This window comes from Halomonas sp. 11-S5 (assembly GCF_029889825.1).
GTDB lineage: Bacteria > Pseudomonadota > Gammaproteobacteria > Pseudomonadales > Halomonadaceae > Halomonas.
Genome location: NZ_JARANW010000001.1, coordinates 293,541 through 320,470, shown reverse-complemented (window position 1 = coordinate 320,470; position 26,930 = coordinate 293,541). Strand labels below are relative to the sequence as shown.

General features: G+C 68.0%; 23 protein-coding genes. 10 read left to right on the top strand and 13 right to left on the bottom strand.

Going from position 1 to position 26,930, the window contains the following annotated elements:
- Positions 1-118 precede the first annotated feature (118 nt).
- Positions 119-415 (top strand): type II toxin-antitoxin system VapC family toxin, encoded by a 297-nt coding sequence (locus OP497_RS01500; RefSeq protein WP_280546020.1) that lies wholly within the window; start codon positions 119-121, stop codon positions 413-415.
- Here the strand turns inward: OP497_RS01500 and guaD are convergent, their stop codons facing one another.
- The 4 genes from guaD to xdhA all read right to left on the bottom strand — a co-directional run bounded on the left by guaD (position 416) and on the right by xdhA (position 6,723).
- Positions 416-1,735, bottom strand: a complete 1,320-nt coding sequence (guaD, locus tag OP497_RS01495) for a guanine deaminase (RefSeq protein WP_280546019.1) — start codon at positions 1,733-1,735, stop codon at positions 416-418.
- 152 nt (positions 1,736-1,887) lie between these two features.
- The gene (gene xdhC / locus OP497_RS01490; protein ID WP_280546018.1) at positions 1,888-2,778 is read right to left on the bottom strand and encodes a xanthine dehydrogenase accessory protein XdhC; all 891 of its coding nucleotides are present in this window, start codon (positions 2,776-2,778) and stop codon (positions 1,888-1,890) included.
- The gene (gene xdhB / locus OP497_RS01485; protein WP_280546016.1) at positions 2,775-5,258 is read right to left on the bottom strand and encodes a xanthine dehydrogenase molybdopterin binding subunit; all 2,484 of its coding nucleotides are present in this window, start codon (positions 5,256-5,258) and stop codon (positions 2,775-2,777) included. Before xdhB ends, xdhC begins: the two co-directional genes overlap by 4 nt.
- Positions 5,242-6,723 (bottom strand): xanthine dehydrogenase small subunit, encoded by a 1,482-nt coding sequence (gene xdhA, locus OP497_RS01480; protein WP_280546015.1) that lies wholly within the window; start codon positions 6,721-6,723, stop codon positions 5,242-5,244. Before xdhA ends, xdhB begins: the two co-directional genes overlap by 17 nt.
- A gap of 194 nt (positions 6,724-6,917) precedes the next feature.
- Between xdhA and OP497_RS01475 the strand changes: the two genes are divergently transcribed.
- The gene (locus tag OP497_RS01475; RefSeq protein WP_280546014.1) at positions 6,918-7,601 is read left to right on the top strand and encodes a TetR/AcrR family transcriptional regulator; all 684 of its coding nucleotides are present in this window, start codon (positions 6,918-6,920) and stop codon (positions 7,599-7,601) included.
- Positions 7,602-7,608: 7 nt separating this feature from the next.
- Positions 7,609-10,041, top strand: a complete 2,433-nt coding sequence (hrpB, locus tag OP497_RS01470) for an ATP-dependent helicase HrpB (RefSeq protein ID WP_280546013.1) — start codon at positions 7,609-7,611, stop codon at positions 10,039-10,041.
- 18 nt (positions 10,042-10,059) lie between these two features.
- Here hrpB and OP497_RS01465 read toward each other — a convergent pair whose 3' ends face one another.
- Positions 10,060-12,831, bottom strand: coding sequence for an HAD-IC family P-type ATPase (locus OP497_RS01465; RefSeq protein WP_280546011.1), 2,772 nt, complete (start codon positions 12,829-12,831; stop codon positions 10,060-10,062).
- Positions 12,832-13,056: 225 nt separating this feature from the next.
- On the opposite strand from OP497_RS01465, the gene rluF reads away from it, so the two are divergent.
- Positions 13,057-14,088: a 23S rRNA pseudouridine(2604) synthase RluF gene (rluF, locus tag OP497_RS01460; RefSeq protein ID WP_280546010.1), complete on the top strand. Its 1,032-nt coding sequence runs from the start codon at positions 13,057-13,059 to the stop codon at positions 14,086-14,088.
- Positions 14,089-14,111: 23 nt separating this feature from the next.
- Complete coding sequence (locus OP497_RS01455; protein ID WP_280546009.1) at positions 14,112-14,711, top strand: DUF938 domain-containing protein; 600 nt, start codon at positions 14,112-14,114, stop codon at positions 14,709-14,711.
- Between the two features lie 21 nt (positions 14,712-14,732).
- On the opposite strand, the gene OP497_RS01450 is transcribed toward OP497_RS01455, so the two are convergent.
- The 6 genes from OP497_RS01450 to OP497_RS01425 all read right to left on the bottom strand — a co-directional run bounded on the left by OP497_RS01450 (position 14,733) and on the right by OP497_RS01425 (position 18,626).
- Positions 14,733-14,924 (bottom strand): hypothetical protein, encoded by a 192-nt coding sequence (locus tag OP497_RS01450; protein ID WP_280546008.1) that lies wholly within the window; start codon positions 14,922-14,924, stop codon positions 14,733-14,735.
- A 57-nt stretch (positions 14,925-14,981) separates the two neighbouring features.
- Positions 14,982-16,241: a TRAP transporter large permease gene (locus OP497_RS01445; protein ID WP_280546007.1), complete on the bottom strand. Its 1,260-nt coding sequence runs from the start codon at positions 16,239-16,241 to the stop codon at positions 14,982-14,984.
- Complete coding sequence (locus OP497_RS01440) at positions 16,238-16,774, bottom strand: TRAP transporter small permease (RefSeq protein ID WP_280546006.1); 537 nt, start codon at positions 16,772-16,774, stop codon at positions 16,238-16,240. The genes OP497_RS01445 and OP497_RS01440 overlap by 4 nt, the downstream gene beginning before the upstream one ends.
- Complete coding sequence (locus OP497_RS01435) at positions 16,775-17,770, bottom strand: TRAP transporter substrate-binding protein (protein WP_280546005.1); 996 nt, start codon at positions 17,768-17,770, stop codon at positions 16,775-16,777.
- Between the two features lie 83 nt (positions 17,771-17,853).
- Positions 17,854-18,342, bottom strand: a complete 489-nt coding sequence (locus tag OP497_RS01430; RefSeq protein ID WP_280546004.1) for a GNAT family protein — start codon at positions 18,340-18,342, stop codon at positions 17,854-17,856.
- A gap of 35 nt (positions 18,343-18,377) precedes the next feature.
- Complete coding sequence (locus OP497_RS01425) at positions 18,378-18,626, bottom strand: hypothetical protein (protein ID WP_280546003.1); 249 nt, start codon at positions 18,624-18,626, stop codon at positions 18,378-18,380.
- Positions 18,627-18,701: 75 nt separating this feature from the next.
- On the opposite strand from OP497_RS01425, the gene OP497_RS01420 reads away from it, so the two are divergent.
- Positions 18,702-19,664, top strand: a complete 963-nt coding sequence (locus OP497_RS01420) for a GlxA family transcriptional regulator (protein ID WP_280546002.1) — start codon at positions 18,702-18,704, stop codon at positions 19,662-19,664.
- A gap of 9 nt (positions 19,665-19,673) precedes the next feature.
- On the opposite strand, the gene OP497_RS01415 is transcribed toward OP497_RS01420, so the two are convergent.
- On the bottom strand, positions 19,674-20,348 hold the full coding sequence (locus OP497_RS01415) for a Fe2+-dependent dioxygenase (protein WP_280546001.1): 675 nt from the start codon (positions 20,346-20,348) through the stop codon (positions 19,674-19,676).
- 76 nt (positions 20,349-20,424) lie between these two features.
- Positions 20,425-20,901: a hypothetical protein gene (locus tag OP497_RS01410; protein ID WP_280546000.1), complete on the bottom strand. Its 477-nt coding sequence runs from the start codon at positions 20,899-20,901 to the stop codon at positions 20,425-20,427.
- 45 nt (positions 20,902-20,946) lie between these two features.
- Between OP497_RS01410 and OP497_RS01405 the strand changes: the two genes are divergently transcribed.
- The 4 genes from OP497_RS01405 to brxC all read left to right on the top strand — a co-directional run bounded on the left by OP497_RS01405 (position 20,947) and on the right by brxC (position 26,922).
- The gene (locus tag OP497_RS01405; protein ID WP_280545999.1) at positions 20,947-21,549 is read left to right on the top strand and encodes a hypothetical protein; all 603 of its coding nucleotides are present in this window, start codon (positions 20,947-20,949) and stop codon (positions 21,547-21,549) included.
- A 218-nt stretch (positions 21,550-21,767) separates the two neighbouring features.
- Positions 21,768-22,382, top strand: a complete 615-nt coding sequence (locus OP497_RS01400; RefSeq protein ID WP_280545998.1) for a DUF1819 family protein — start codon at positions 21,768-21,770, stop codon at positions 22,380-22,382.
- Positions 22,383-22,502: 120 nt separating this feature from the next.
- Entirely contained in the window at positions 22,503-23,111 is a 609-nt protein-coding gene (locus tag OP497_RS01395; RefSeq protein ID WP_280545997.1) for a DUF1788 domain-containing protein, read from the top strand.
- Between the two features lie 97 nt (positions 23,112-23,208).
- Entirely contained in the window at positions 23,209-26,922 is a 3,714-nt protein-coding gene (brxC, locus tag OP497_RS01390) for a BREX system P-loop protein BrxC (RefSeq protein ID WP_280545996.1), read from the top strand.
- Positions 26,923-26,930 lie beyond the last annotated feature (8 nt).

Here is a 26,930-nt window from a genome sequence, read left to right as displayed (position 1 = left end):
TTTATCGATCTGATGAGGCGAATAGCCCGCTATTTAACGAATCAGATCGAATGAAGTTGGCCGAAAGACCGGTTCTCGCAGTAGATCAGCGTTAAGTCCGACAGGCTCCTAAGCACTGGTGGTACCAACTGCCGTGCAGTTCGAGCTTTACAAGTGGGTCAAGCGGGAGGTGGGCGAGCCACGGGCACTTGAGGTCATCGCCGCCACGGAGAGTGCCAGGGTAGTAACATTCGATGGCGCCATCGCCCTGCTCGCCGCCGACCTGGCTCTAGAGCATCGACTCTCCTTCGCCGACGCGATCATCTATGCCACGGCGAGTTTTTCCGAATCAGTACTGGTGACGTCGGATGATCACTTCGAAGGGCTCCCGGACGTCATTTTCCTTGATAAGCGCGGCGGCCATGGGGATCGCTGATCAGCGGTCCCGCTGATGTTGGAGGTGTCCGCCGGCCCAGGTCTCGGCCACGCAGCGATCGTCGCCCAGCATCATCAGCGCGAAGAGCGTCTCGGCAAGCGAGTGGCTGCGGGCCGTGCGCCGTGACAGCAGCGGGGTGGCGGCCGGGTCGAGCACCACCAGGTCGGCCTCCATGCCCGGGGCGAGGCGGCCGATGTGGCCGTCCAGCGACAGCGCCCGGGCGTTGCCCAACGTCAGCCCGTAGAAGCCCTGCCAGGCGGTGAGCGGCTGGCCGCGCAGCTGGCCCACCTGGTAGGCGGCCTTCAGCGTGGCCAGGCCGGAGAGGTCGGTGCCGCCGCCCACGTCGCTGGCGTAGGTGATGTTGAGGCCCATCTCGCGGGCCGCCAGGCGGTCGAAGAGGCCGCTGCCGAGGAAGAGGTTGGAGCTCGGGCAGAAGGCGAGGTTCGCCCCCCGGTCGGCGAGCCGGCCGCGCATCGCCTGGTCCAGGTGGATGCCGTGGGCGAAGGTGCTGCGTGGGCCCACCAGGCCCGACTCCTCGTAGACCGACAGGTAGTCGCGGCTGTCGGGGAAGAGCTGTGCGACCCAGTCGAGCTCGCCGGTGTTCTCGGCCAGGTGGGTCTGCAGCCACAGGCTCGGGTCGTTGCGCATCAGGCCCCCGGTGGCGTCCAGCTGGGCCCGGCTGGAGGTGGGGGCGAAGCGCGGGGTCAGGCTGTAGCCCAACCGCCCCTTGCCGTGCCAGTCGCCGATCAGCCGCTCGGTGTCGCGGATGCCGCCGAGGGTGTCGTCGCAGAGCGCGTCGGGGGCATGGCGGTCCATCAGCACCTTGCCGGCCAGCATGCGCAGCCCGCGTCGGCGGCTGGCCGAGAAGAAGGCATCGACGGAGACCGGGTGGCTCGAGCAGAACACCTGGGCGGTGGTGGTGCCGACCCTCAGCATCTCGTCGAGGAAGGCCTCCGACAGCGCCTCCGCATGCTCCCGCGCCGCGAAGCGACACTCCTCGGGGAAGGTGTAGTCGCCCAGCCAGTCGAGCAGCTGTCGGCCGTACGAGGCCATGATCTCCAGCTGCACGTAGTGCACGTGGCTGTCGATAAAGCCAGGCATGATCAGCTTGCCGCGATGGTCGATCACCTCGATCCCGTCGGGGAGCTCGGGGGCCAGGCGCGCATGGTCGCCCACCGCGCGGATGTGGCCGTCCTCGATCCACAGGGCGCCATCCGGGTGGTGGCGCACGCTGCCCTCGGCGGGGGTATCGGCCTCGCCGGGGTCGGCATCGAAGCTCAGCAGTTCGGCGCGCAGCACGCGCGAATCGTTATGGGTCATCTCGTCAGGGCTCATCGTTATTCGTCACACCGGGGCTGACACGGGGGCAGGCCTGCGAGGAAGCGCTGTGAATACCTCCCTGTACGCTACCGACGCCATCCATGGCGTAGGACCTCCTCTTCGGCCTCCCCCCGGCGCCCCTGGTTCCTTCCCTATTTGTGGGGCTCATCGGTGAGCATGCTGCGCAACTCGGCCGGGTCTAGGCCGCGCTGATCGCCTCGCTCGGGCGACTCGATCAGCGGCAGCAGCTCGGCGATGGCGGCGATGGCGATGGCGTAGGGCGTCTTGTCGCCGCCCCGCTTTTCACCCTGATTCCGGCCCGCCGCGGTGCCGATGGGGCAGCGCACGCCGGCGAGCGCCTCCTCGCCATGTCCGGCCTCGCGCAACCGGGCGCGGAAACTGGCCCACTTGCTCCTCGAGCCGATCAGGCCCAGCGAGGCCGTGTCGCCGCGGGCGAGCAGGGCATCCACCAGGGCGCGGTCCTCGGCGTGGTCATGGGTCAGCACCAGGGCGTGGACGCCGGGCGGCAGGGCGGCCACGGCCTCGGCCGGGTCGGGGGCAGGGTGACAGGCGAGGCGCGGCTGGTCCGACGCCCAGGCGGGGAAGGCGTCCGCCCGGCTGTCGTGCCACCGCACTCGCCAGGGCAGCGGGGCGGCCAGACGCACCAGTTCCCGGCCCACATGACCGGCGCCGAAGACCGCCAGCGTGGTGGTGCTGCCGGGAAAGACCTCGAGCAGCACGTTGACGAAGCCGCCGCAGCACTGGCCGCTGCGCCCGCCCAGGCTGAAGGCCTCCAGGCTCATGCCGGCCTCGCACTCGCCATCGGGGCCTGCCAGGCGTCGGCGGGCCGCCGCGATGGTCTGCCACTCGAAGGTGCCGCCGCCCAGGGTGTCGTAGACCGCATCGGCGGTGATCACCATGCGCGCCCCGGGCTCCCGGGGCGTGGAACCGGCGCTGGTCACCTGGGTGGCCAGGACATGGGGCAGGCCTTCGCGCTGCAGCCGGTGCAGCGCAGCATGCCAGCTCTCCGCCTGCATGCTCATGGCGTCGACTCCCCGCGGTGGCGCAGCGCTTCGGCGGCCAGCAGTACCCGCTCCGGCGTGGCCGGGGTGTCGAGCTGTGGCGCCTCGCGGTAGTCGGCCAGGCTCGCGAGGGCATCGCGCAGCGCCGCCCACACCGAGATGCCGAGCATGAAGGGCGGCTCGCCCACCGCCTTGGAGCGATAGATGCTGGCCATGGAGTTGGGGTGCCCCTCGAGCAGCTCGACGTTAAAGATCTCTGGCAGGTCGCCGAAGGTGGGAATCTTGTAGGTGGCCGGCCCGTCGGAGATCAGTTGGCCGGCGTCGTTCCACCTGAGCTCCTCGCTGGTCAGCCAGCCCATGCCCTGGATGAAGCCACCCTCCACCTGGCCGATGTCGATGGCCGGATTCAGGGAGTCGCCCACGTCATGCAGGATGTCGACTCGGTCCACCTGATACTCGCCGGTCAGGGTGTCGACGCTGACCTCGCTGACCGCCGCACCATAAGCGAAGTAGTAGAAGGGGCGCCCCTGGCCGGTGGTGCGGTCGTAGTGGATCAGCGGCGTGGCGTAGAAACCCTTCTCGGAGAGCGACACCCGCCCGAGATAGGCGGCCTGGACCAGCTCGCCCCAGGGGATGCGCCGCTCGCTCTCGCCGGTGCCGGCCACCAGATGACCGGCCTCCAGGCGCATGCCCTCGCGTTCCAGGTCCTGATCTGGATAAAGGTGCTCGCTGGCGAAGTCGAACAGCCGCGCCTTGAGGCTCAGGCAGGCATCGCGAGCCGCCATGCCGTTGAGGTCGGCGCCGCTGGAAGCGGCGGTGGGCGAGGTGTTGGGCACCTTGTCGGTGCGGGTGGCGGTGATGCGTACCGTGTCGAGGTCCAGCGCCAGTTCGCGGGCCACCACCTGGCAGATCTTGGTGTGCAGGCCCTGGCCCATCTCGGTGCCGCCGTGATTGATCATCACGCTGCCGTCGGTATAGACGTGCAGCAGGGCACCGGCCTGGTTGAGGTGCTTGGCGGTGAAGGAGATGCCGAACTTCACCGGCGTCAGCGCCAGGCCACGGCGGATCACCGGGCTCTGTGCGTTGAAGTCGGTGATGTCCCGGCGGCGTGCCCAGTAGTCGCTGCTCGCCTCGAGCCGTTCGACGACATGGTGCAGCAGGGCGACCTGCTCGACGGTCTGGCCGTAGTGGGTGGTCTCGCGCCCGGGGCGATAGAGGTTGCGCTTGCGGATCGTCAGCGGGTCCTCGCCGAGGCGTCTGGCGATGTCATCCATCGCCGCCTCGATCACCATCATGCCCTGGGGGCCGCCGAAGCCGCGGAAGGCGGTGTTGGAGGCGGTGTGGGTGCGGGCCCGGTGGCCGGCGACACGCGCCTCGCCCAGGGAGTAGGCGTTGTCGGCGTGGAACATGGCCCGGTCGACGATGGCGTCCGAGAGATCCGGGGAATAGCCGCAGTCGCCGATCAGGGTGAACTCGCCGCCCTGGATCACGCCCGCCGCGTCCACGCCCAGCCGGTAGCGGTTGTGAAAGGGATGGCGCTTGCCGGTGACGCGCATGTCCTCGGCGCGGGGCAGGCGCAGGCGGGTGGTGCGCCCGGTGCGCCGGGCCACCAGCGCGGCGATGCAGGCCCAGGGCGAGGCCTGGGTCTCCTTGCCGCCGAAGCCGCCGCCCATCCGACGTACCTCCACGGTCACCGCGTGGAAGGGGATGCCCAGCACCTCGGCGACCAGCTTCTGGGTCTCGCTGGGGTGCTGGTTGGAGGTATGGACGATCACCCCCTCGTCCTCGGTGGGCTGGACCAGGCAGGCCTGGCCCTCCAGGTAGAAGTGCTCCTGGCTGCCGACGAACTGCTCGCCCTCGATGACATGGGCCGCGTCCGCCAGCGAGCGCTGCCAGTCGCCGCTCTGCTGGACATGGGTGGGGCGCACGGCCTCGCCGCGCTCGGCGGCGGCCACCGGGTCGAGGCTCGCCGGTTGCTCGTCGATCTCCACGAGCGCCGCCATGCCCGCTTCCCGGGCGGCGCGATGGGTCTCGGCCGCCACCGCGAAGAGCACCTGGCCGGCGTAGCTGATCTCGTACTCGACGAAGATCGGGTCGCCGGGGAAGACCGGGCCGATATCGGTGTGCCCCGGCACATCGGCAAAGGCGACCACGTCCACCACGCCGGGCATCGCACGCACCGCCGCCAGGTCAAGGCGAGTCAGGCGACCATGGGCCACCGGCGAGAGCCCCAGGGCCAGGTGGAGGGCATCGGCGGGGGCGGCGATATCGTCGATATAGGCGGCGCGACCGGTGACGTGCTTGACCGCGCTCTCGTGGGCGCGGGCGCTGCCGGCAACGCCGCTGGCCGCGGGGGCCTGGGTCTTGAGGGGTTCCGTGTCCCGTGCCATGGGTCCGTCGCCCTTGATGCGACCCTGCTGCTCCTCGCGCACTCGTGTCGTGGTGTCATCGAGGTCGTTCGTCGCCCTGGACGGAGCATCCAGCTTAGTGAGCGTACGCATGGAGCATCACCTCCCGGGGAGCGTCGGTCGACTCCTGTGCCATGACCAGGCGCAGGCGTTCGAGTAGATTGGCGGCACAGAGCCGGCGATAGTGGGCGCTGCCGCGCACGTCGCTCATCGGCTGGAAGTCCTCCGCGAGAGCGAGCCTGGCGGCCTGGAAGGCGGCGGGGGACGGCGGCTGGCCCTCGAGGGCGGCCTCGGCCGCGGCGGCCCGTTTCGGCGTCGCCGCCATGCCCCCGAACGCCAGGCGGACGTCGCACAGCAGGCCATCCTCCAGGCGCCAGCCGAAGGCGCCGAGTACCGCCGAAATGTCATCCTCACGACGCTTGGACAGCTTCCAGACCCTGAGGTGTCGGCTCGGCTCGGGACGGGGCAGGAAGATCGCCCGGATCACCTCGCCCTCGCGCAGCTCGGTTTTCTTGTAGCCGAGGAAGACGTCGTCGAGCGGCAGCTCACGCTCGGCCATTCCCGCACCTTCACCGGGGCCCGCCAGCCACAGCCGGGCGCCCAGGGCCAGCAGCACCGGCGGGGTGTCGCCGATCGGCGAGGCGTTGGCGATGTTGCCGCCCAGGGTGCCGCGGTTGCGCACCTGGGCGGAGCCCAGGCGATGCAGCAGGTGGGCAAAGGCCGGGTAGTGTTCGGCCAGCAGCGGCTCCAGGCGCGAGTAGGTCACGGCACCGCCGATCCACCACCCCTCGCGGCCATCCGCCAGGGTCGTCTCCTCGATAGCCTTGAGCTCGGCGACCCGGGTGACGTCCACTACCCGCACGAAGCGTGCAAGGCGCTGGGTCACCTCGAGCCAGAGGTCGGTACCGCCGGCGACGATGGGCGCCTCGGGGTGTGCCTCGCGTTCGGCGATCAGCTCGGCCAGGGTGGCGGGCTGGACGAAAGCAACGTCGCGGTCGCCGGCCGCCTCGGGGACGGCGTCGACCGCCAGATCCAGCCATTCGGGGCGCTGATGGGGGTAGTCGCCCATGGAGAGCGCCGCGTCGCGGATCGGCCGGTAGCCGGTGCAGCGGCAGAGGTTGCCGCCCAGCGCGGCCTCCAGGCGCTGCGAGGTCAGCGGCGCCGGGGGCGTGGTACCGTCCGCGTGCTGGTCTTCATAGAGCGTGAACAGCGACATCACGATGCCCGGGGTGCAGAAGCCGCACTGGCTGCCGTGGCACTCGACCATGGCCGCCTGGGCGGGGTGGAGGGTGTTACCCCGGGCCAGGCCCTCCACGGTGGCCAGCGCGCGTCCCTGGAGCTGATGGGCCGGAGTGATGCAGGCATTGGCGCTGTGGTAGTGAAGGCGGCCGTCGGGGCCGGCCTCGCCGATGGCCACCGTGCAGGCGCCGCAGTCGCCGGAGGCGCAGCCCTCCTTGGTGCCGGTCTGGCCGAGCGAGTCGCGCAGCAGCTCGAGCACGCTGGTATCGGGCGAGGCCATGCAGTGGCGGGGCTGCCCATTGAGCAGGAAGTCGATCATCGCCTTGTCTCTATTGTTGGCGTGGATGCGTAGACGCGTGAGCGCCTTGGGCCGGGAGACTTATTTTCTGACCATTCGGTCAGAATGTTTCCAGCTTGGTCCAGGTTCTTGTGCTTTTCAAGCCCGTTTGCACCTCGCACGGGGGTGGGGCACTATCCTTGGCTTTGATCCGCCATGGGGCAGTGAGGTGGCCGATGACAGAGGGGAGCGCGCCCGCCGAGCGGGGGGCGAGAGAACCGGGCGAGGCTAACGGGGTGACCCGCCGGCGCAACGAGCGCGAGATCCTGGCCGCGGCCGAGCGGGTCTTCGCCCGTCACGGCTACCGGGGGGCGAGTCTCCAGGCGATTGCCGAGCAGGCCGGCCTGCCCAAGTCCAACGTGCTCTACTACATGGGCAGCAAGCGCGGCCTCTATGTGCGGCTGCTGGAGCGGATGATGGAGCGTTGGAATGCCCTGCTCGACGACATCTCGGTGGAGGATGACCCCGCCGAGGTGCTGGAGGCCTTCATCCGCAGCAAGATGCAGCTGTCACGGCGTCATCCGGAGGGCTCGCGCCTGTTCGCCGCCGAGATCCTCGGCGGTGCGCCCTTTCTCCAGGAGTACCTGCGCGGCGAGCTGCGCGACTGGGTCCAGGCCCGGGCGCGGATATTCGAGCAGTGGGCCGAGCGCGGTCTGATGGATCCCGTCGACCCGGTGTGGCTGATCTTCCTGATCTGGTCGGCCACCCAGCACTACGCCGACTTCGAGGCCCAGGTGCTGGGCATCACGGGCCGTGATGCCCTCAGCGATGCCGACGTCGAGGAGATCACCACCTTCCTCACTCGGGTGATCCTCAAGGGATGTGGCATACGCTCCCGGGATGCCGAGCCTGCCGCCTGAGCCCGCCATGACGCTGCCCATCGATTCCCGCCTCGACGCCATCCTCGATGCCCTCGAGAGGCACCCGCGCGCCCTGCTGGTGGCAGAACCCGGGGCGGGCAAGACCACCCGGGTGCCGCTGGCGCTGCTCGAGGCCTCCTGGTGCCAGGGCGGCAGGCTGCTGTTGCTGGAGCCGCGGCGGGTGGCGGCGCGCCTGGCCGCCGGTTTCATGGCCGAACAGCTCGGTGAGCGGGCGGGGGAGACCGTCGGCTACCGGATGCGCGGGGAGAGTCGCGTCGGGCCCTCGACCCGCCTGGAGGTGGTGACCCAGGGGGTGCTGACCCGCATGCTCCAGGAGGATCCGATGCTCGAGGGCGTGGCCGGGGTGATCTTCGACGAGTTCCACGAGCGCAGCCTGGAGGCAGACCTGGGCCTGGCACTGACCCTCGATGCCCAGCAGGGGCTGCGCGAGGAGCTGCGCCTGCTGGTGATGTCCGCGACCCTCGACGTCGAGGCCCTGCTGGGCGTGCTGGGCGAGGCCACGCCGGTGGTCGACTGCCCGGGGCGGAGCTTTCCCGTCGAGACCCGCTACCGGTCGCTGAGCGGTCGCCAAGACGCGGCGGCCCAGCAGGCCCGGGCGCTGCTCGAGGCCCTTGAACAGCAGGCCGGCGATGCCTTGGTGATCCTGCCCGGGGTGGCGGAGATCCGTCGGCTGGCGCGGGCGCTTGGCGACCGCGCGCCACAGCTTGCCGTCATGGAACTGCACGGCCGCCTGCCCCTCGAGGCCCAGCGGCGCGCCCTGCGTCCCGATCCCGAGGGGCGACGGCGGGTGGTACTGGCCACGGCGATCGCCGAGTCGAGCGTCACGGTGGACGGCGTACGCCTGGTGGTGGATGCCGGCCTGGAGCGGGTGCCGGTGTTCCAGCCGCGCAGCGGACTCACCCGGCTGGAGACGCGCCGCGTCAACCGGGCCAGCGCCGACCAGCGTCGCGGCCGTGCCGGTCGCCAGGGGCCTGGCCTCTGTGTGCGGTTATGGGCCGAGGAGCAGCCGCTCATTCCCCACGGCGAGCCCGAGATTCGTCAGGCGGACCTGGCGCCGCTGGCCTTCGAGCTGGCGCGCTGGGGCCTCAGTGATCCGAATCGACTGGCCTGGGTGACGCCACCGCCTGCCGCGGCGCTGGCCGCCGGTCGTGACCTGCTGTGTCGGCTGGGCGTGCTGGAGGAAACGTTCCTCCTCACCGCGTTGGGGCGTGCCTGCGTGCGCTGGCCGACCCACCCGCGCCTGGCGGTGATGCTGGAGCGCTCCGTCGCGCTGGCGGCCCGTCCCCTGGCCTGTGCCCTGGTGGCACTGCTCGAGGGACGCGGCCTGGATGGGGAGCGCGACCTCGAGCGGGCGCTGCAGGCCAGGCTGCGCGAACCCCGGGCGCATCACCAGTGGCTGCGCGACGCCGAGCGCCTGGCACGCATCGCCGGCGTGGCACTCCGGGTGACCCGCCTAGCCCCGCTGGGCGAGCTGCTGGCGCTGGCCTATCCGGAACGGGTGGCGCAACGGCTCGAACCGGGGCGCTTCCGTCTGGCCGGCGGAGGGCTGGCGACCCTTCCCGAGCGCCACCCCCTGGCCCATGCCGACCTGCTGGTGGCCGCCGAGCTGGACGGCCAGGCCAGCGGGGCGCGCATCTTCCGCGCCGTGGCGCTTTCTCGAGCGCGGCTCGAAGCGCTCTATCCACAGACCCGCGAGTGGCGGGCACGCCTCGAGTGGTCCGACGATCAGGGGCGCCTGGTGGGCGAGCAGGTGCGTGGCCTGGGGGCGGTGGTGCTGGAGAGGAAGCCGCTGGGCAGGCTGCCGCCGGAGGCGGTGCGCCGCGCGCTGCTCGAGGCACTGCGTCGCCGAGGGTTGCCGCAGGACGACGAACTGAGACAGCTGCAGGGCAGGGTGGCGCTGCTGCGCCGCGTCCTGGGCGAGGCGTGGCCCGACTGGTCGGAAGCGGCCCTGCTGGAAACGCTCGAGGCGTGGCTGGGCCCGCATCTCGACGGTATCACCCGGCTGGAGGCCGTCGAGCGCCTGCCGCTGGCGCGCCTCCTGCTCGACGGCCTCGACTGGACGCTGCGCTCGCGGCTCGATGCGCTGGCACCGCTGCACCTGGCGGTGCCCAGTGGCGCCAGCCATCGGGTCGACTACACGCCGTGCCTGACGGACAAGCCGCCGGTGCTGGCGGTGAAGCTTCAGGAGTGCTTCGGCTGGCAGGCCTCTCCGCGGGTGGCCGACGGCCGCGAGGCGGTGCTACTGCACCTGCTCTCGCCGGCGCGTCGCCCGCTGCAGGTCACCGCCGACCTGGCCAGCTTCTGGGTCAATGGCTATGCGGACGTGCGTCGCGAGATGCGCGGTCGCTATCCGAAACATCCCTGGCCCGAAGACCCCACGACCGCCGAGGCCACCGCGCGGACCAAGCGACGCAGGTGAGCCCGGCCGCGCCACCGCTCAGCGCACCTCGGCGTGCTCTTGACGCGCTTCGCTGGCGCCTTCGCTCCCGCCATGCCCGCCATGGAGACGGCGCAGCACCCACTTCTCCAGCTCCACCACCAGGAAGATCGCCACGCTGACGGCCAGGATCGCCAGCCAGTGGCCGAGCCCCAGGGCGGCGCTGCCGAACACCAGCTGCATGAAGGGCAGGTAGGTCCAGGCGAACTGCAGCGCCATCGCCAAGGCGATGGCGATCCACACTGGCCGGCTGCCGAACAGCCCCTCGAAGGAGAGCGAGTGGCGGGTCAGGTAGCGGCTGTTGATCAGGTAGGCCGCGCAGCCGGTGACCAGCATGTTGACGGCACCGGAGCGGGCCAGCTCGATACTGGCGTTCTGACCATTGAAGATCCACGAGAAGACCCCGAACACCCCGAGCAGCAGCAGCACCGAGACGAACACCACCCGCCACAGCAGGAAGAGGTCGAGCAGCGGGGCGGCGGGGTCCCGGGGGGCGCGGTGCATCAGGTCCCGCTCACCGGCCTCGAACGCCAGCGCCAGGCCCAGGGTCACCGCCACCACCATATTGACCCACAGCGCCTGCAGCGGGGTGACCGGCAGCAGGCTGCCGGCCAGCACGGCGAGCATGATGGCCAGCCCCTGGGCGCCATTGGTGGGCAACAGGAAGGTGATGGTCTTGCGGATGTTGTCATAGACCTTGCGCCCCTCGCGGATGGCACGAACGATGGTGGCGAAGTTGTCGTCGGCGAGCACCATCTCGGCGGCCTCCTTGGCGGCCTCGGTGCCCTGGATGCCCATGGCCACGCCGACGTCGGCGCGCTTCAGCGCCGGGCCGTCGTTGACCCCGTCACCGGTCATGGCACAGACGCCGCCCTTCGCCTGCATGGCGGTGACCAGGCGCAGCTTGTGCTCCGGTGAGGCGCGGGCATAGACGTCCACGTCGAGGATGATGTCCTCGAGCTCGGCGTCGGACATGGCCTCGATCTCGTGCCCGCTCAGGGCGCGGTCGGTGTGGGCGAAGCCCAGCTGCTCGGCGATGGCACGGGCGGTGACGGCATGGTCGCCGGTGACCATCACCGGACGGATGCCCGCCGCGAGGCAGTCCTTCACCGCTTCGATGGCCTCGTCCCGGGGCGGGTCTTGCAGGCCCACCAGGCCCAGCAGCACCAGGCCATCCTCGGCATGGGCGTCGGTCAGGTCGGTGATGCCGTCGGCGCGCTTCTCGGCCAGGGCGAGCACCCGCAGGCCGCGTTCGGAAAGGGCCTGGATACGCGCCTCCCAGTCGCTACGATCGAGGTCGGCCTCGCCCGACTCGGTGCGTACCCGGTGGCACATCTGCAGCAGCCGGTCCGGTGCGCCCTTGACCAGCAGGTAGGGCTCGCCGTCCATCCTATGGAGGGTGGCCATGTACTTGCGTTCGGACTCGAAGGGAATGGCATCATGGCGGTCGTGGTCACCGCGCAGCTCGCCCGCCTTCAGGCCGGCCTTGGCGGCCGCCACCACCAGGGCGCCCTCGGTGGGATCGCCGTGGATCCGCCAGCGTCCCTCGTCCCGGGCGAGCTCGGCGTTGTTGCACAGCACGCCGACCTTCAGGAAGTGGCGAAGGGCATGATGGTCGTCGAGGTCCAGGGGCGCATCGAGCGGCTCGCCATCGCGAACCCGGTGGAAGGCGCCTTCGGGCTCGAAGCCCGTGCCATCGATACGCACTTCGCCCTCGGGCAGGCAGATCGCACGGGCGGTCATCTCGTTACGCGTCAGGGTGCCGGTCTTGTCGGAGAAGATGGTGGAGATCGAGCCCAGGGTCTCCACCGCGGGCAGCCGGCGGATGATGGCGTGCTGGCGGGCCATGGCCTGCACCCCCAGGGCGAGGCCGATGGTGACGATGGCCGGCATGCCCTCGGGGATGGCGGCCACGGCCAGGCCCACGGCGGCCATGAACATGTTGCTGGCGGACTCGCCATGGACCAGCACGCCGAAGGCCGCGGTGAGCACCGCCGCCCCCATGATGAACAGCGCCAGGACCCGACCGGCGCGGTCGAGCTGGCGCAGCAGGGGCGTCCTGAGCGTCTCGACACCGCGCAACATCTCGGAGATGCGGCCGATCTCGGTGTGATCGCCGGTTTCGACCACCAGCCCTCGGGCATTGCCCTGGACCACGAGGGTGCCGGCATAGGCCATGCAGACCCGCTCGGCCAGGTCGGTCGCCTCGTCCACGGCGGCGACCGCCTTGTCCACCGGGGTGGACTCCCCGGTCAGCGCCGCCTCCTCGTCGCGCAGCCGTCTGGCCTCGAGCAGGCGCAGGTCGGCGGGTACCCGATCGCCGCTCTCCACCAGCACGATGTCGCCCGGCACCAGCTCCTCGGCCGGGATCTCCCGTCGCTTGCCGCCGCGCACCACCTGGGCCCGCGGGGAAAGCATGTCGCGGATGCTGTCCAGGGCCTGCTCGGCCTTGCCCTCCTGGATGAAGCCGATCAGCGCGATGATCAGTACCACGCCGAGGATGGCGATGGCGTCCAGCGTATGGCCGAGACCGAGGCTCGCCGCGGCCGCGACCAGCAGGATCAGCATCAGGATGTTGTTGAACTGATCGAGCAGGCGCCTCCAGGCCGGCCGGCCCTTGGCCTGCTGGAGCCGGTTCGGTCCATGACGCTCCAGGCGGACCCTGGCTTCCTCTTCGCCTAGTCCCTCGCGGGTCGTGTCGAGTTGCCCGAGGGCCTCCTCGGGGGTCATGGCATGCCAGTGACGGCGAGCCTCGGGGGCATGCTTGGGCATCTCTTACCTCCGTGCCGGGAGAGTAGACCCGTACAGATGTAGCACACTGTATGCTGCAGTGCAGTGATCCCGGGCAAGATCCTCCCGACACGTCCCTGTCGCCCGGGACAAGAAGGCCGGGGGAGCGGGGGCCGGCTCACTGGTCGTGAGGCGGTACACACCTTACACTGCCCGGCTACGTGCCGTGCCACCTCGGCCCCTTCCTCCCCGTCCCGGACGCGTCCCATGGCCCAGACCCTCTCGAAACGGATCAACAAGTACATCAGCGAGAGCGGGCTGTGCTCGAGGCGAGAAGCCGACCGCTACATCGAGCAGGGCAACGTGCGGATCGACGGCCGGCGCGCCACCCCCGGTGACCAGGTGTTCCCGAGCAGCGTGGTCAAGGTCAACGGCCGGGTCGTCGAGCCCCTGGCGCTTGAGGAAGAGGATCTGGTGTTCATCGCCCTCAACAAGCCGGTGGGCATCGTCAGCACCACGGATCCCGTCGAGAAGGCCAATATCGTCGACTTCGTCAAGCACGGCGCGCGGATCTTTCCCATCGGCCGGCTGGACAAGGATTCCCAGGGGCTGATCTTCCTGACCAACAACGGTGACCTGGTCAACCGCATCCTGAGGGCGAGCAACCAGCACGAGAAGGAGTACCGGGTCACCGTCAACAAGCCGATCACCGATGACTTCATTGTCGGCATGGGCGCGGGCGTACCGATCCTCGGCGAGGTCACCAAAAAGTGCCGGGTGGTCAAGGAGTCCCGCTTCGTCTTCAATATTACCCTGGTACAGGGGCTCAACCGCCAGATCCGCCGCATGTGCGAGGTGTTCGGCTACGAGGTCGTGAAGCTCGAGCGGATCCGCATCATGAACGTGTCCCTCGACGGGCTGGCGACGGGGGACTGGCGGGACCTGACGGCAAAAGAGGTGGCGACGATCCTCGCCATGACCGAACACTCCTCCTCGGAAGCCCAGGCGCCCGGCCGCCGGTCGGCCCGACGCCAGGCGGGCAAGGGCGCCAGGGCCGGCGCCGGCAAGTCGGGTGCCGGAAAGCCTGGCAGGAGCCGTCGCGGCGAGGGCGGGAAGGCCACAGCGGGCAAGGTCGCCAAGCGCAAGGCAGGCGGCAAGGAGGCACATGGCAAGTCCCACGGTGCCAAGCCGGCGTCGGCCGGCAAGACGCCCAGGTATCAGAAACCGGGGGCCAAGCCGTCGAAGGGGGGCCGCCCGAAGGCCGCCGGCCCCTCCCGCAAGCCCCGGGGCAGGAAGTAGCCGCGGCCGCCATGAGGAGAGCCATGAACGACCCACGCCTGCAGAGCCCCGCCGCGGCTCGCAATCGACAGCCGATCCTCGAGGTCCTCCGGCAGGTACTGCCCGAACGTGCCCGGGTGCTGGAACTGGCCAGCGGCAGTGGCGAGCACGCCATGCACCTTGCCGGCGCCGTCCCCGGCTGGACCTGGCAGCCCAGCGACCCCAATCCTCGCGCACTGGCCTCCATCGCCGCCTGGCGGGAGGCCGCGGGGCTGGCGAACCTGCGTGAGCCCCGGCAGTTGGACGTGACCGACGACTGGCCGGCGGAGCGCTTCGAGGCCGTGGTGGCCATCAACCTGCTGCATATCTCGCCCTGGGCGGTCACCGAGGCGCTGATGGCAGGGGCCGGTGGCTCTCTGGTGCCCGGCGGCGTGCTCTACCTCTACGGGCCGTTCAGACGAGAGGGGCGCCCTACGGCGCCCAGCAATGCCGCTTTCGATGCAGACCTCCGGGCCCGCGACCCGCGCTGGGGCATCCGTGACCTTGACGACGTCACGGTCGAAGCCGAGCGCCATGGACTGATGCTCGACAAGGTGGTGGAGATGCCGGCCAACAATCTCAGCCTGGTATTTCGCCGCTCATAGCACCGGCACCTGGCAGAGGCGTCATTCGAGAATCTCGCCGGGCTCGCGGTACTCGACGCCCTCGGCCTGGCGCTCCTCGCGGGTCTTGGTCTCGTCCTCGGCGGGTACGCCCCACACGGTTTCCCGGCGGCCGTCTTCCCAGGTGTAGGTGGTGCAGCCGGCCAGCAGGGCCATGGCGAGCAGGCCGGCGACAGGCGCTATCCATCGATGCATCGGGAACTCCCTGTAGTGGTGATCTAGCGGTTGGGTGATCTCGCTGCCTGGGTGACCCTAGCCGGAGAGGCCCAGCAGGATCGGCACATAGACCACCAGCAGCAGTACGGCGACCAGTCCCAGCAGGTAAGGAATGATGGCGTGGGTGATGCGCTCCAGTGGCAGTCGGGTGACCGAGGAGGCCACATAGAGGTTGATCGCCACCGGCGGGGTGATCATGCCGATGGCCAGCCCCACCACGATGATCAGGCCGAAGTGGATGGGATCGATGCCCAGCCGGGTGACCAGCGGCAGCAACACCGGGGTGAGGATGATCAGCGCACTGGCCGTCTCGATGAACACCCCGGTGAGCAGGATCACCGCCACCACCAGCAGCATGATCACATAGGGGTCGGTGGACAGCGACAGCACCGCCTGGGCGATGGCGCCGGGGACCTGCCAGCTGGAGAGCGTCCAGCTGAGTACTGCCGAGGTGGCGATCACCAGCATGATCACCGAGGTGGTGATCGCCGAGCGGATCAGGATGCGGTAGACCTCGGCGAGGCTCAGGTCGCGGTAGACGAAAAGCGACACCAGCAGGGCGTAGTTGACCGCCACCACGGCCGCCTCGCTGGGCGTGAACACGCCGGAAAAGATGCCGCCGAGGATGATCACCGGGGTCGCGAGGCCCCAGCTCGCGCTCCTGAAGGTGCGCCAGATGGTGGCCGGCGAGAAGGCCGTGCCGCGCGGGTAGTTGCGCCGGTAGGCCTGGACGATGGCGATGGTGGCAAGCCCCAGGCCCATGGCGATACCCGGCAGGATGCCGCTGAGGAACAGCTTGGACACCGACTGCTGGGCGATCACCGCATAGATGATCATCGGCACCGAGGGCGGAATCACCACCCCGATGGTGCCGCTGGCGGCGATCAGGCTGGCCGCCGAGGCGGGCTCGTAGCCCTTCTTGCGCAGTTCGGGCACCAGGCTCGCGCCCACCGCGGCGGTGGTGGCGGCTCCGGAGCCGGAGATGGCGGCGAAGAACATGCCGGCGCCCACCGAGACGATGGAGAGGCCGCCCTTGAGGAAGCCGAACAGCGAATCGGCGAAGGCCACCAGTTTCTCGCTCACCTTGCCCTGGGCCATCAGGTCGCCGGCGAGGATGAACATCGGCACCGCCACCAGGGCGAAGGAGTTGATGCCCTGGAACATCTGCTGGGGCACCACCATCAGTGGTACGTCCTGGGCATGGAGCGCCACCAGGGCGCTGGCGCCGATGGCTAGGGCGATGGGCACGCCGAGCAGCATGAAGACCAGGAACAGCACGAAGAGCAGGGCGGTCATGCGGCGGGTTCCTCGGCGTCCGGTGGGGTGTCAGGAGATGACTCGCCCAGCGCCAGGGCGACGATATCCACCAGCGCAAACCAGGCCATGATCGCCGATGCCAGCGGCATGACCGCATAGACCCAGGTCATGGAGAGGCGCAGCGAGGCGGACTTCTGGAAGCTCTGCACCTGCATGTACTCAACCCCGATGATCACCAGCGCCGCCAGGAAGCCCAGCGCCACCAGCAGGGCGGCGATGCGCGCGAGGCGCCGGGGGAGGCCGGGGAGCGCGTCCACCACGAAGGTCACGGCGATATGCCGGCCGCGCCGAAAGGCCAGGGTGGCGGCGAGGAAGGTGATCCACACCAGCAGGAAGCGGGCCACTTCCTCGGTCCAGCCCACCGCGGTGAAGAAGACCCGCGAGACGATCTGCAGGGTGATCACACCGATCAACGCCGCCATCGCCGTGAAGACCACGGGAGCGATGACGGCGTCGAGGGCGCGCTCACTCCACCGCAGCGGTCGCAGCAGGGAATGGGCGAGGGGAGGCACTTACTTCAGCGCCTCCTGGATGCGCGGCAGGGTATCGCCGAACTGCTCGCCGTACTTCTCGTAGACGGGGGCCACGGCCTCCTGGAAGGCGGCGATATCGGGCTCCTCGACGATCTGCATGCCCGCCTCGCGCAGCTCGGCCAGCTGTTCGGACTGCATCTCGGCGTTCATCCGGCGCTCGTGCTCGGCGGCTTCCTGGGCGGCCTGCTTCAGCACCGTCTGCGCGGCCTCCGGCAGCGTGTTCCAGGCGGGCATGCCCATCACGAAGATCGCCGGAGCATAGGTATGGCGCGACAGCGTCATGTGGTCCTGGGTCTCGTAGAGCTTGAAGGAGTGGATGACGTTGACCGGGTTCTCCTGGCCATCGATGGTGCCCTGCTGCATGGCGGTCAGCGCTTCGGTCCAGGCCATCGGCACCGCGTTGGCGCCCAGCTCGCGGAAGGTGTCCACGTAGACCGGGTTCTCCATCACGCGGATGCGCAGGCCGTCGATGTCCTCGGGCGAGGTCACGGCACGCTCGCTGTTGGTCAGGTTGCGGAAACCGCGTTCGGCGTAGGCCAGGCCCTTGAGGTTGACCTCCGCCAGCCTGTCGAGCAGCTCCTGGCCGATCGGGCCATCGAGCACCGCGTAGGCGGCCTCCGGGGAGGGGAAGAGGAAAGGCAGCTCGAAAACCGCCATCTCCTCGACGAAGTTGGCCACCGGCCCGTTGGTGATCACGCCCATGTCGACGGTGCCGATCTGCATGCCCTCGAGCAGGGTGCGCTCGTCACCGAGGCTGGCGTTGGGGTAGAGCTCGATGTCCACCTTGCCCTCGGTGCGCTCTTCCACCAGTTCCTCGAACTTCATGGCGGCGATATGGAAACCGTCCTGCTCGTTGACCACGTGGGCCAGGCGCAGGGTGACAGGATCCATGTCGGCGAACTCGGAGGCGTTGGCGCCGGCGGTCATGGCCAGCGAGACGGCGAGTGCCAGCGTGTGGCGTGCGAAACCTTTCATTGTCATTTTTCCTTCGGTGAGTCAGTCACTTGGTGAGCATGCCCGAGGCTAGTGCCGGCGGTCAAACGGGGCGCCGGCGCGCCTCACAGCAGACGGTACATCACATGGGCGTCCGTCAGGCCCCGCGCGGGGTGACGGAAGGCCCGGGGGAGGGTGCCGATGATCGTGAAGCCATGCTTCTGCCATAGCCGGATGGCCACCGCGTTGCTGGCGACCACCAGGTTGTACTGCATGGCGAGAAAGCCCATTTCCCGTGCCAGGGCCAGGGAGTGCGTGCACATCTCGCCGGCGATACCCTGGCCGCGGGCGTGGTCGGCGACCAGGTAGCCGCAGTTGCAGACATGGTCCCCGGGCCCGGGCTGGTTGGCCTTGAGGGTGTAGGTGCCGGTGATCCGTCCCGCGTCATCGACGGCCACGCGCACGGCCCGGGGCAGTTCGATCCAGGTGCGATGGGCATCCTGCTCGCTGATGTCGCGGGGCACCGCATAGGTCTCACCGGCCCGGAAGACCGGTTCGAGAATGGCCCACAGGGCCGGCCAGTCCTCGGGCTGGTAGGGTCGGAGGCGGATCATTCGGTGGCTCCTTGCGCCGATCTCCACGGGCGTCCTTATACGAACTCGGGATCCTGCGTCCTGACGGTGATCGCTTCTTCCTCGCCGGGCACCATCACGGCGAACTCGCCCCCGCCGAGGTGAGTGACCGAGTGGCCCTCGCGGGTTCGGAAGGCGGGGAGGCCGCTGCGGGTCGCCCCGGCGTGCTGCAGGTCAGTGAGATCCCGGACGCTGACAAATATGTCGATGAAATACTCGTTGCCGGCCTGGTCGAAGGCCAGGATGGTTCTCTCGTTGCGGGACACGGGGGATACCTCGTGTGGGGAAGCCTGAGGATCATTCTAGCCTGTCTGACTTGACGCTGAAGGAGGAGACACACCTTGCGCCTGGACTATCAGGGGCTGTTGCCCGAAGCCATAGGATTTTTGCTGCTGCCGCGCTTCTCGATGATGGCGTTTTTCTCGGCGGTGGAGCCGCTGAGGATCGCCAACCGGATCACCGGGCGCCCACTATTCGACTGGACGCTGATCAGTGAGGACGGCGAGCCGGTCACGGCCTCCAACGGCATGACGCTGTTGGTCGACCGCGCCATCGGTGAGGTGCATCAGCTGCCCTCCCTGGCGGTATGCAGCGGTTTCGGTCCCGAGGACAGCCTGAGCCGGCCCCTGATGGCCTGGTTGCATCGCCTGGATCAGGCTGGCTGCGTGCTGGGTGGCCTCGATACCGGCGGTTTCCTGTTGGCGGAGGCGGGCCTGCTGGAGGGCGAGCGCGTCACCCTGCATTGGGAAAGTCTGCCGGCCTTCCAGGAGCGCTTCCCGGGCATCGAGACTTCCGACGAGCTTTACGAGCTGGGGCGGCGGCGCTTCTCCTGTGCCGGCGGCACGGCGGCCATGGACATGGCTCTGGAGGTGATCGCCCGTCGCCACGGCTCGCGACTGGCGGTCGATGTCTCGGAGCAGCTGATCCACGAGCGGATCCGCACCCGCAGCGACCAGCAGCGCATGTCGCTGGCCAGGCGCCTGGGGATCCATCACCGCCGCCTGGTGGAGGCGGTTTCCCTGATGGAGCGGCATCAGCAGCTGCCACTGTCGCTGGCCGAGGTGGCCAGCCGCAGCGGTGTCTCCCTGCGCCAGCTACAGCGCCTCTTCGAGCAGCATCTCGGCACTTCCCCCCGTGCGTGGTACCTGAAGCTGCGGCTGGAGCGCGCCCGGCACCTGCTCGCCGAGACGGACAGGGATGTCCTCGCGGTGGGGCTGGCCTGCGGCTTCAGCTCCGGCTCCACCTTCTCCCGGGCCTTCAAGGCCCGCTATGGCCTGTCGCCGCGGGAAGCGCGGCGGAATTGAGCACGCCTGTCAGACCTCCGCCCACATGCGCAGCAGGTTAGCCAGGCTCTTCGACAGCATGTCAAAGGTGCGGGTCTTGCCGTTGGCCTCGAATTCCTGGCGGCGAGTGGTATCCAGGTCGAAGAGGATCTCCCGCTGCTGTGGTTCGCGCACCTGGCTCTGGGCCCAGCCCACCGCGGCCAGCCGTTCGCCTTGGGTGACGGGCTCGACTCGGTGCAGGGTCGAGGAGGGGTAGAGGATCAAGGCACCGGCGGGCAGCTTGTAGGTCTGCTCCCCGGCGGTCGAGTCGATCAGCAGCTCACCGCCCTCGTAGCTGTCCGGGTCGTTGAGGAAGAGGGTGAAGGACAGGTCGGTGCGCATCGCCCCCTCGGGGGTGGCCATGACCGCATCATCAACATGGTTACCGTAGCTCATGCCCTCCTGGTAGCGGCTGAACATCAGCGGTTTCATGCGTCGGGGGCGAGCGGCCATCTGGAACAGCGGGTGGCGCTGCAGCGCCGATGTCAGCTCCTCACGCAGGGCGATCACCTCGGGTTGGCGGCCATCGGCCTGCTCGTTCTGCTTGACGGTGCGGGCATGCCAGCCGGCGGTTTCCCGCCCATCCCGGTAGGCGGTGTCGGCCAGGGTGGCCTGAACTCGCGACAGCAGCTCCGTGGGGATGACCTGATCGATGCAAAGAATCACAGTGGGCGCTCCAGTTGGGAAGGAGATTGCCAATTATAAACATTTGCGAACTATTTGCATTAGTCTCGTGCGCCCGTCAATAATAGGGCGTGACCCTCCGGCCTGCACGGTCGAGAGTTCTCGCAATCCCTATATTAAGGAAGTCTGCATGTCTAACAGCACTCGCACCAAGCTTTGGGTTGGCGTCGGCGCCTCCGTTCTGCTGGGCTCCGGCGCGGCCAGCTGGGCCGATACCCAGGTTCCGGACGACTCCACCCAGGAGCCTGACAGCCTGATACTCGCCCACGCCGACCATTCCGAAAGCGGTGATGGTGGTGAAGGTGGCGAGGGCGGCGAAGCCGGCCATCATTCCGAAGGCGGCGAAGGCGGCCATCATTCCGAAGGCGGCGAAGGCGGCCATCATTCCGAAGGCGGTGAAGGCGGTGAAGGCGGTGAAGGCAGCACCGCGGCGGATCCCTTCGCGTTGTTTGCCTACCTGAATGCTTCCGCTGGCGGTGAAGGTGGCGAAGGTGGCGAAGGAGGTGAAGGTGGCGAAGGAGGTGAAGCGGGCCATGGCATCGACGCCAGCAACCCCGGTGTCTACTACACCAACCTGGCCATGATGAAGGGCCATCTGGCCGTCGCTCGCGAGCTCTACCAGGAAGGTGCACAGACCGCCTCCCAGCCGCACTTCGGCCATCCCCTCCAGGAGCACTACGAGCCCCTGGAGCCGGCCTTCGAGACCCGTGGCGTTGCGTCGTTCGAGGATACGCTTCAGGCCCTGGTCGACCAGGCCCGCGAGGGCGGCGAATGGGGGGCGCAAGCCGATGCCTTCATGGCCGCCATCGAGGCTATCGATGCCGCCATGCAGGATGTCGATGGTGAACTGCGGGAAGATGTGGCCTTCCAGAGCCGTGTCCAGCTGACCCTGTTGCGCCAGGCCATGCACGAATACGAGGAAGCCGTGGACGAAGGCCAGTTCGTCAATGTGCTGGAGTATCAGGACGGGCGTGGCTTCATGCTGACCGCCAAGGCGCTGCTCGAACAACAGGCTGAACTCTTCAAGGCCAGCGACGAAGCGACCTACGAGGAGCTGATGGCGGCCTATGACGAGGCGATGCAGGCCTGGCCGTCCGCCTTGGCACCGGAGACACCGGTGATGAGCTACGGCGAGCTCTCCTCCAGCACCTTCAAGCTGGAATCGCTGCTCGGCCGCTACTGAGCCCTCCACGCAGGCCGGCCCGTCCATCCACTGGCGCGCCGGCCTTGAGTCCCGTGACCCGACTGTCCGCTCCAATTGGACCACTTCACTTCGAGGCGGTGTGTTTCTGAGCGCTTCGCTCATTATCGTATATATACCAACGGCAAAGTCGTTGCGCTTGTGCAGGCATGCCGCCACCATGTGGCTCCGCCTCCAGCTGCTGCAAGTGTCTTGGCCCAATGCCATATTCCACGACCTTCCACTACGACTCAGACCTCATCGGCGGCTCGTTGATGGTTCGCGAAAGCCGCATAGTGGCGGAGCTGCTGCTGGCCGGCGCCGATAACGCTACCTGGCAGGTGGCTATCTACGACGAGAACCGCCTACAGAAGGCGCGGCCCGCATCGGCCAAGCGTATGGCCCAAGCGATCCGCAAGCGCCTTGAGAAGCTCCCGCTTCCGTTCTGGCAGACGCTGCATGACGGCGACGACCAACTGGCCACCCAGGTGGCGTTCTGTGCGGCCCTGGCGCGCAACCTGCTGCTGGTGGAGTTCCTGGAGACGGTGGTGGCCGATGCCTTCGTGACGCAGGCCGAGCGGCTTGAGCTCTACCAGTGGGACGACTTCCTCGCCGACCGTGCCTTCCGCGATCCGGCCATCATCGGCTGGACCGCTTCCTCTAGACGAAAGATGGGCCAGGTGGCCTTTCGCATGCTATGCGAAGTAGGCTTAATGACTGACAGTCGTAACCGAACGTTACGGCCGCTTATGCTTCGGCCGGAGGTGGATGATCTGCTGGAACGCCACCACCTGATCCGGCTGCTGGACTGCCTGAGTGCCCTGGGGCCGCGTTGAACGCCATGGACCCGGGTTGGGCGGTAGCGTGCCTGAACGCTCGACGACGCACCCACAGGCCGCGGCACGTAGTATGGTCATAACGAGAAGAACGACACCGGACGCAAGGATGAGAGCCGTATGTCACCGCTCACGCAGGGGCCGTCCCACCACGAAGATCCTCACCTGAAGGATCGCCTCAACCAGGTCGCCGAGAAGATCACCAGCCCGGCCTTTCTCTCCGGCCAGGGCCTGGGCAACGAGATCGGTTTCTGGGTTTTCGACTATCCCCCCGAGCACGAACTACAGGTTCGCGAGTACCTCACCTTCCTGGAGGGGGTGCTGTCGCGTCAGCACAGCGAGCTGACGGTCGACCACGTCAACCTGTTGCGCGTGATGCGCGACTATCTCCAGGCGCGTGGCTTTCTCGACAAGGCCATCGCCATGCAGCAGACCAAGGGCGATGCGGCGCTGCTCAAGGCGCTGCGTGGCCCGCTGCACATGGACAAGTTCGCTCCTTTCCTGATCCGACACGCCCTGTCGGAAGACCCCGATATCATTCTGCTGTCAGGCGTGGGTAGCGTCTGGCCGGTGATGCGTGCCCACAGTTTGCTCAATGCGCTGCACGGTCGCCTCGGCCACAAGCCCTTGGTGCTCTTCTATCCCGGCAGCTACGACGGCCAGAGCCTGACCCTGTTCAACCAGATCGCCAGCAATCACTACTACCGCGCCTTTTCGCTGGTGCCCTGATGGCCAGCCGGCAGCCTTGCTGCCCTGGCAGCCGCTTTGTTGATCGCCTTGCCCCGCCACGGGAGCGAGGCGTTGCCCGTTAAGGAATCGATCGGACATGCGTATCCAGGAACTCTTCCAGAAACCCCTGAACCGCCCCATCAACGGGGTGGTGAAGGCCGACCAGAAGGACCGCGAGACGGTCTACCAGGAGCTCGACGAGTACGTGGTGACCAACGAGCTGGAGAAGCACTTCCGTGCCTTCTTCGACTCCTATATCACCGATCTCAGCGACCCCTCTATCGCCAACCGGGTCGGGGTCTGGGTCTCGGGCTTCTTCGGCTCGGGTAAGTCGCACTTCCTCAAGGCGCTATCGTACCTGCTGGCCAACATCGAGGCCGAGGACGAGGCCGGCAACCACCGCCGCGCCGCCGAGTTCTTCGACGAGCACAAGCTCCACGACCCGATGATCCGCGCCGACGTCACCAAAGCGGTACAGCAGCCGGCGGACGTCATCCTGTTCAACATCGACAGCAAGGCGAGCTCCAACCACGGCGGCAACCCGATCCTCAACGTCTTCCTGCGGGTGTTCAATGAGTACCAGGGCTTCAGCGGCGACCACCCGCATATCGCTCACATGGAGCGCCACCTGGCCCAGCGCGGCGTGCTGGAGCGCTTCAAGGCGGCCTTCCATGAGGCCAGTGGCATGGTCTGGGATGAGGAGCGCGACGGCTTCCAGTTCTACCAGGACGACATCGAGCAGGCGATCAGCCAGGCGCTGGACCTCTCCCCGGAGGCGGCCCACAAGTGGTTCGAGGATTCCGAGGAGACGTTCAGCGTCTCGGTGGAGAACTTCTGCCGCTGGGTAAAGGAGTACCTGGACGCGAAATCCCCCAGCCAGCGCATCGTCTTCATGGTCGACGAGGTCGGCCAGTTCATCGGCAGCAATACCCGGCTGATGCTCACCCTGCAGACCCTCACCGAGAACCTCGGCACCATCTGCGGCGGCCGTGCCTGGATCGTGGTTACCTCCCAGGCCGATATGGACGCGGTGCTCGGCGAGATGACCGCCGCCAAGGCCAACGACTTCTCCAAGATCGCCGGGCGCTTCAAGACCCGCCTGTCGCTCTCCAGCTCCAACTCCGACGAGGTGATCCGCAAGCGCCTGCTGGCCAAGACCCCGGAGGCCAGCGGCGAGTTGGCCCAGGTGTTCGAGGCCAAGGGCGCGGTGCTGCGCAACCAGCTCACCTTCGACCGCTCCGGCCCCACGCTCCGGAACGTCGACGGTGTGGAGAGCTTCGTCGCCAACTACCCCTTCGTGCCGTACCACTTCCAGCTGGTCCAGAAGGTCTTCGAGGAGATCCGCAAGGTCGGCGCCACCGGGGCGCACCTGGCCTACGGCGAGCGCTCCATGCTCGATGCCTTCCAGATGGCCGCCAAGGCGGTGGGGGATCAGGAGATCGGCGCCCTGGTGCCGATGCACAGCTTCTACCGCGCCGTGGAGGGCTTCCTCGACACCGCGGTCAAGCGCACCATCGACCAGGCCAGCGAGAACGCCGCGCTGGATGACTTCGACGTCGAGATTCTGCGTACCCTGTTCATGATCCGCTACGTGGACCTGGTCAAGGGCACCCTCGACAACCTGGTGACGCTCTCCATCACCCGCATCGACGACGACCGCCTGGCGATCCGCGAGCGCCTGGAGGGCACCGTGGCGCGACTGGAGAAGGAGAGCCTGGTCACCCGCAACGGCGAGGAGTACCTCTTCCTCACCAACGAGGAGCGCGACATCACGCGCAAGATCAAGGCCACCGAGATCACCAGCAGCGACGAGAACAAGCTGCTGGCCGAGATGATCTACAAGGACCGCCTGCGCGACCGCAACAAGTACCGCTACCCGCTCAACAAGACCGACTACACCATCGGCCGCTACCTGGACGGCCACACCATCGACGGCCGCTTCCAGAGCCAGCTGCGCGTCGAGGTGGTCTCGCCGCTGGATATCGATTACACCCAGAGCTACTCGGTCCAGAACGGCGAGGCGGGCTGCATTCACCGCAGCAACGAGAACCAGGGCCAGGTGCTGATTCGCCTCGGCGACAACAAGGCCTTCTTCGACGACCTGCGCACCTTCCTCAAGACCGAGAAGTTCATCCGCATGAACGCTGCCTCCGGCGACAACAGCGTGGAGCGCATCCTCGCCGACCGTGGTCGCGAGAACCAGGAGCGCCGCAAGCACCTGCTGGTGCGCCTGGAAGACATGCTGCTGGATGCCGACGTTTACGCCTTGGGCCAGAAACTCGACATCAACCGCAGCAACCTCAACACCCGCCTCGACGACGCCTGCCAGTACCTGCTGGAGAACACCTACAGCAAGCTCGGCTACCTGCAGGTGCTCACCCCCGACCCCATGCGCGAGCTGCTCGCCGTGATGACCGCCGACGACATCGGTCAGCAGGCCATCGAGCTCGACGGCGAGGAAGGCAACCCCCAGGCGGTGCGCGAGGTGGAAACGTATATCGGCCTTCACGGCGGCGAGCCTGTACCCCTCAACCCGCTGCTGGAGCGCTTCAACAACCGGCCCTTCGGCTGGCCGGTGGAGGAGACCCTGCTGATTCTTGGGCGGCTGTATGCCGCGGGGCGGCTCACCTTCCACACAGCCGGCCCGGCATTGCCCGGCAAGGAAGCCTTCGATCTGCTCAACAACAGCCGTCGGCGTGGCGAGGTGTGGATCCAGAAGAAGCGCCAGACCGACGATGCCGTGCTGTGCCAGGTGCGCAACCTCACCAAGGACCTGTTCACCAAGCTCGGGCCCTCCAGCGAGACCGAGCTCTACGCCTTCTACGTCGAGCAGTTCAGCACTTGGAAGAAGGACCTGGAGGCCTACCGCAGCAAGACCGAGGTGGGCCGCTTCCCTGGGCGTGCCACCATCGACAGCACCCTCAAGGAGGTCGAGCGCCTCCTGCGCATCGACGACAGCTTCGACTTCTTCAAGGCGGTGGCCGACCAGCAGGAGGCTCTGCTTGATCTCGAAGAGGAGTACCGTGACCTCCACGAGTTCTTCACCAAGCAGCTCACCACCTGGAAGCAGCTGGACCAGTCGCTGACCCGCTTCGCCCCCAACCGCCCGGCGCTGGAAAAGGAACCCGAGGCGAAGGCGGCGCTAAGCGAGCTGGACCGCATCTACGCCTCCGAGGCGCCCTACGCCATGCTGCAGAAGGTCGCCGGGCTGATCCACACCGTCGATGAGATCAACACCCAGCTGCTGGAGCAGAAGCGCGAGCACGCCATCGGTCTGATCGACAAACGCATCGCCCGAGTCAGCGCCGAGATCGTCAAGAGCGGCATCGGCACGTCGGAGCTCAGCAACCGCCTGCTGCGCCCGCTGCAGCTGCTCAAGCAGGATATCGAAGCCGCACCCAGCATCGCCCAGATCTACCTGCTGCAGGGTGATACCGCCAACGACCGCGAGCAGGAGAGCCTCGACCAGCTCCACCGCGAGCAGGAAGCCGAAGCCGAACGCCAGCGCGTTGCACGCCAGAAAGCGGATAACGGCGGCAAGCCGGACCGGGATGCCAAGCCTGCCGGCGAGGGCGGCTCACCCCAGGGAGGCGGCAACGGCGATACCAGCACACCGCCCGGTGAAGTCCGCGAGCCCGCCCCGGTCGCCGCGCCCAAGCCGGTGGCCAACGTCAGCGTCAGCCAGGTGCTCAGCCGCACCCATGAAGGGGTCTACCTGGAGAGCCAGCAGGAGGTCGATGCCTTCCTCGATGTGCTCAAGAGCGAGCTGGAAGGGGCGATCAAGGCGAACAAGCGGATTCGTCTGCGATGAGACATATG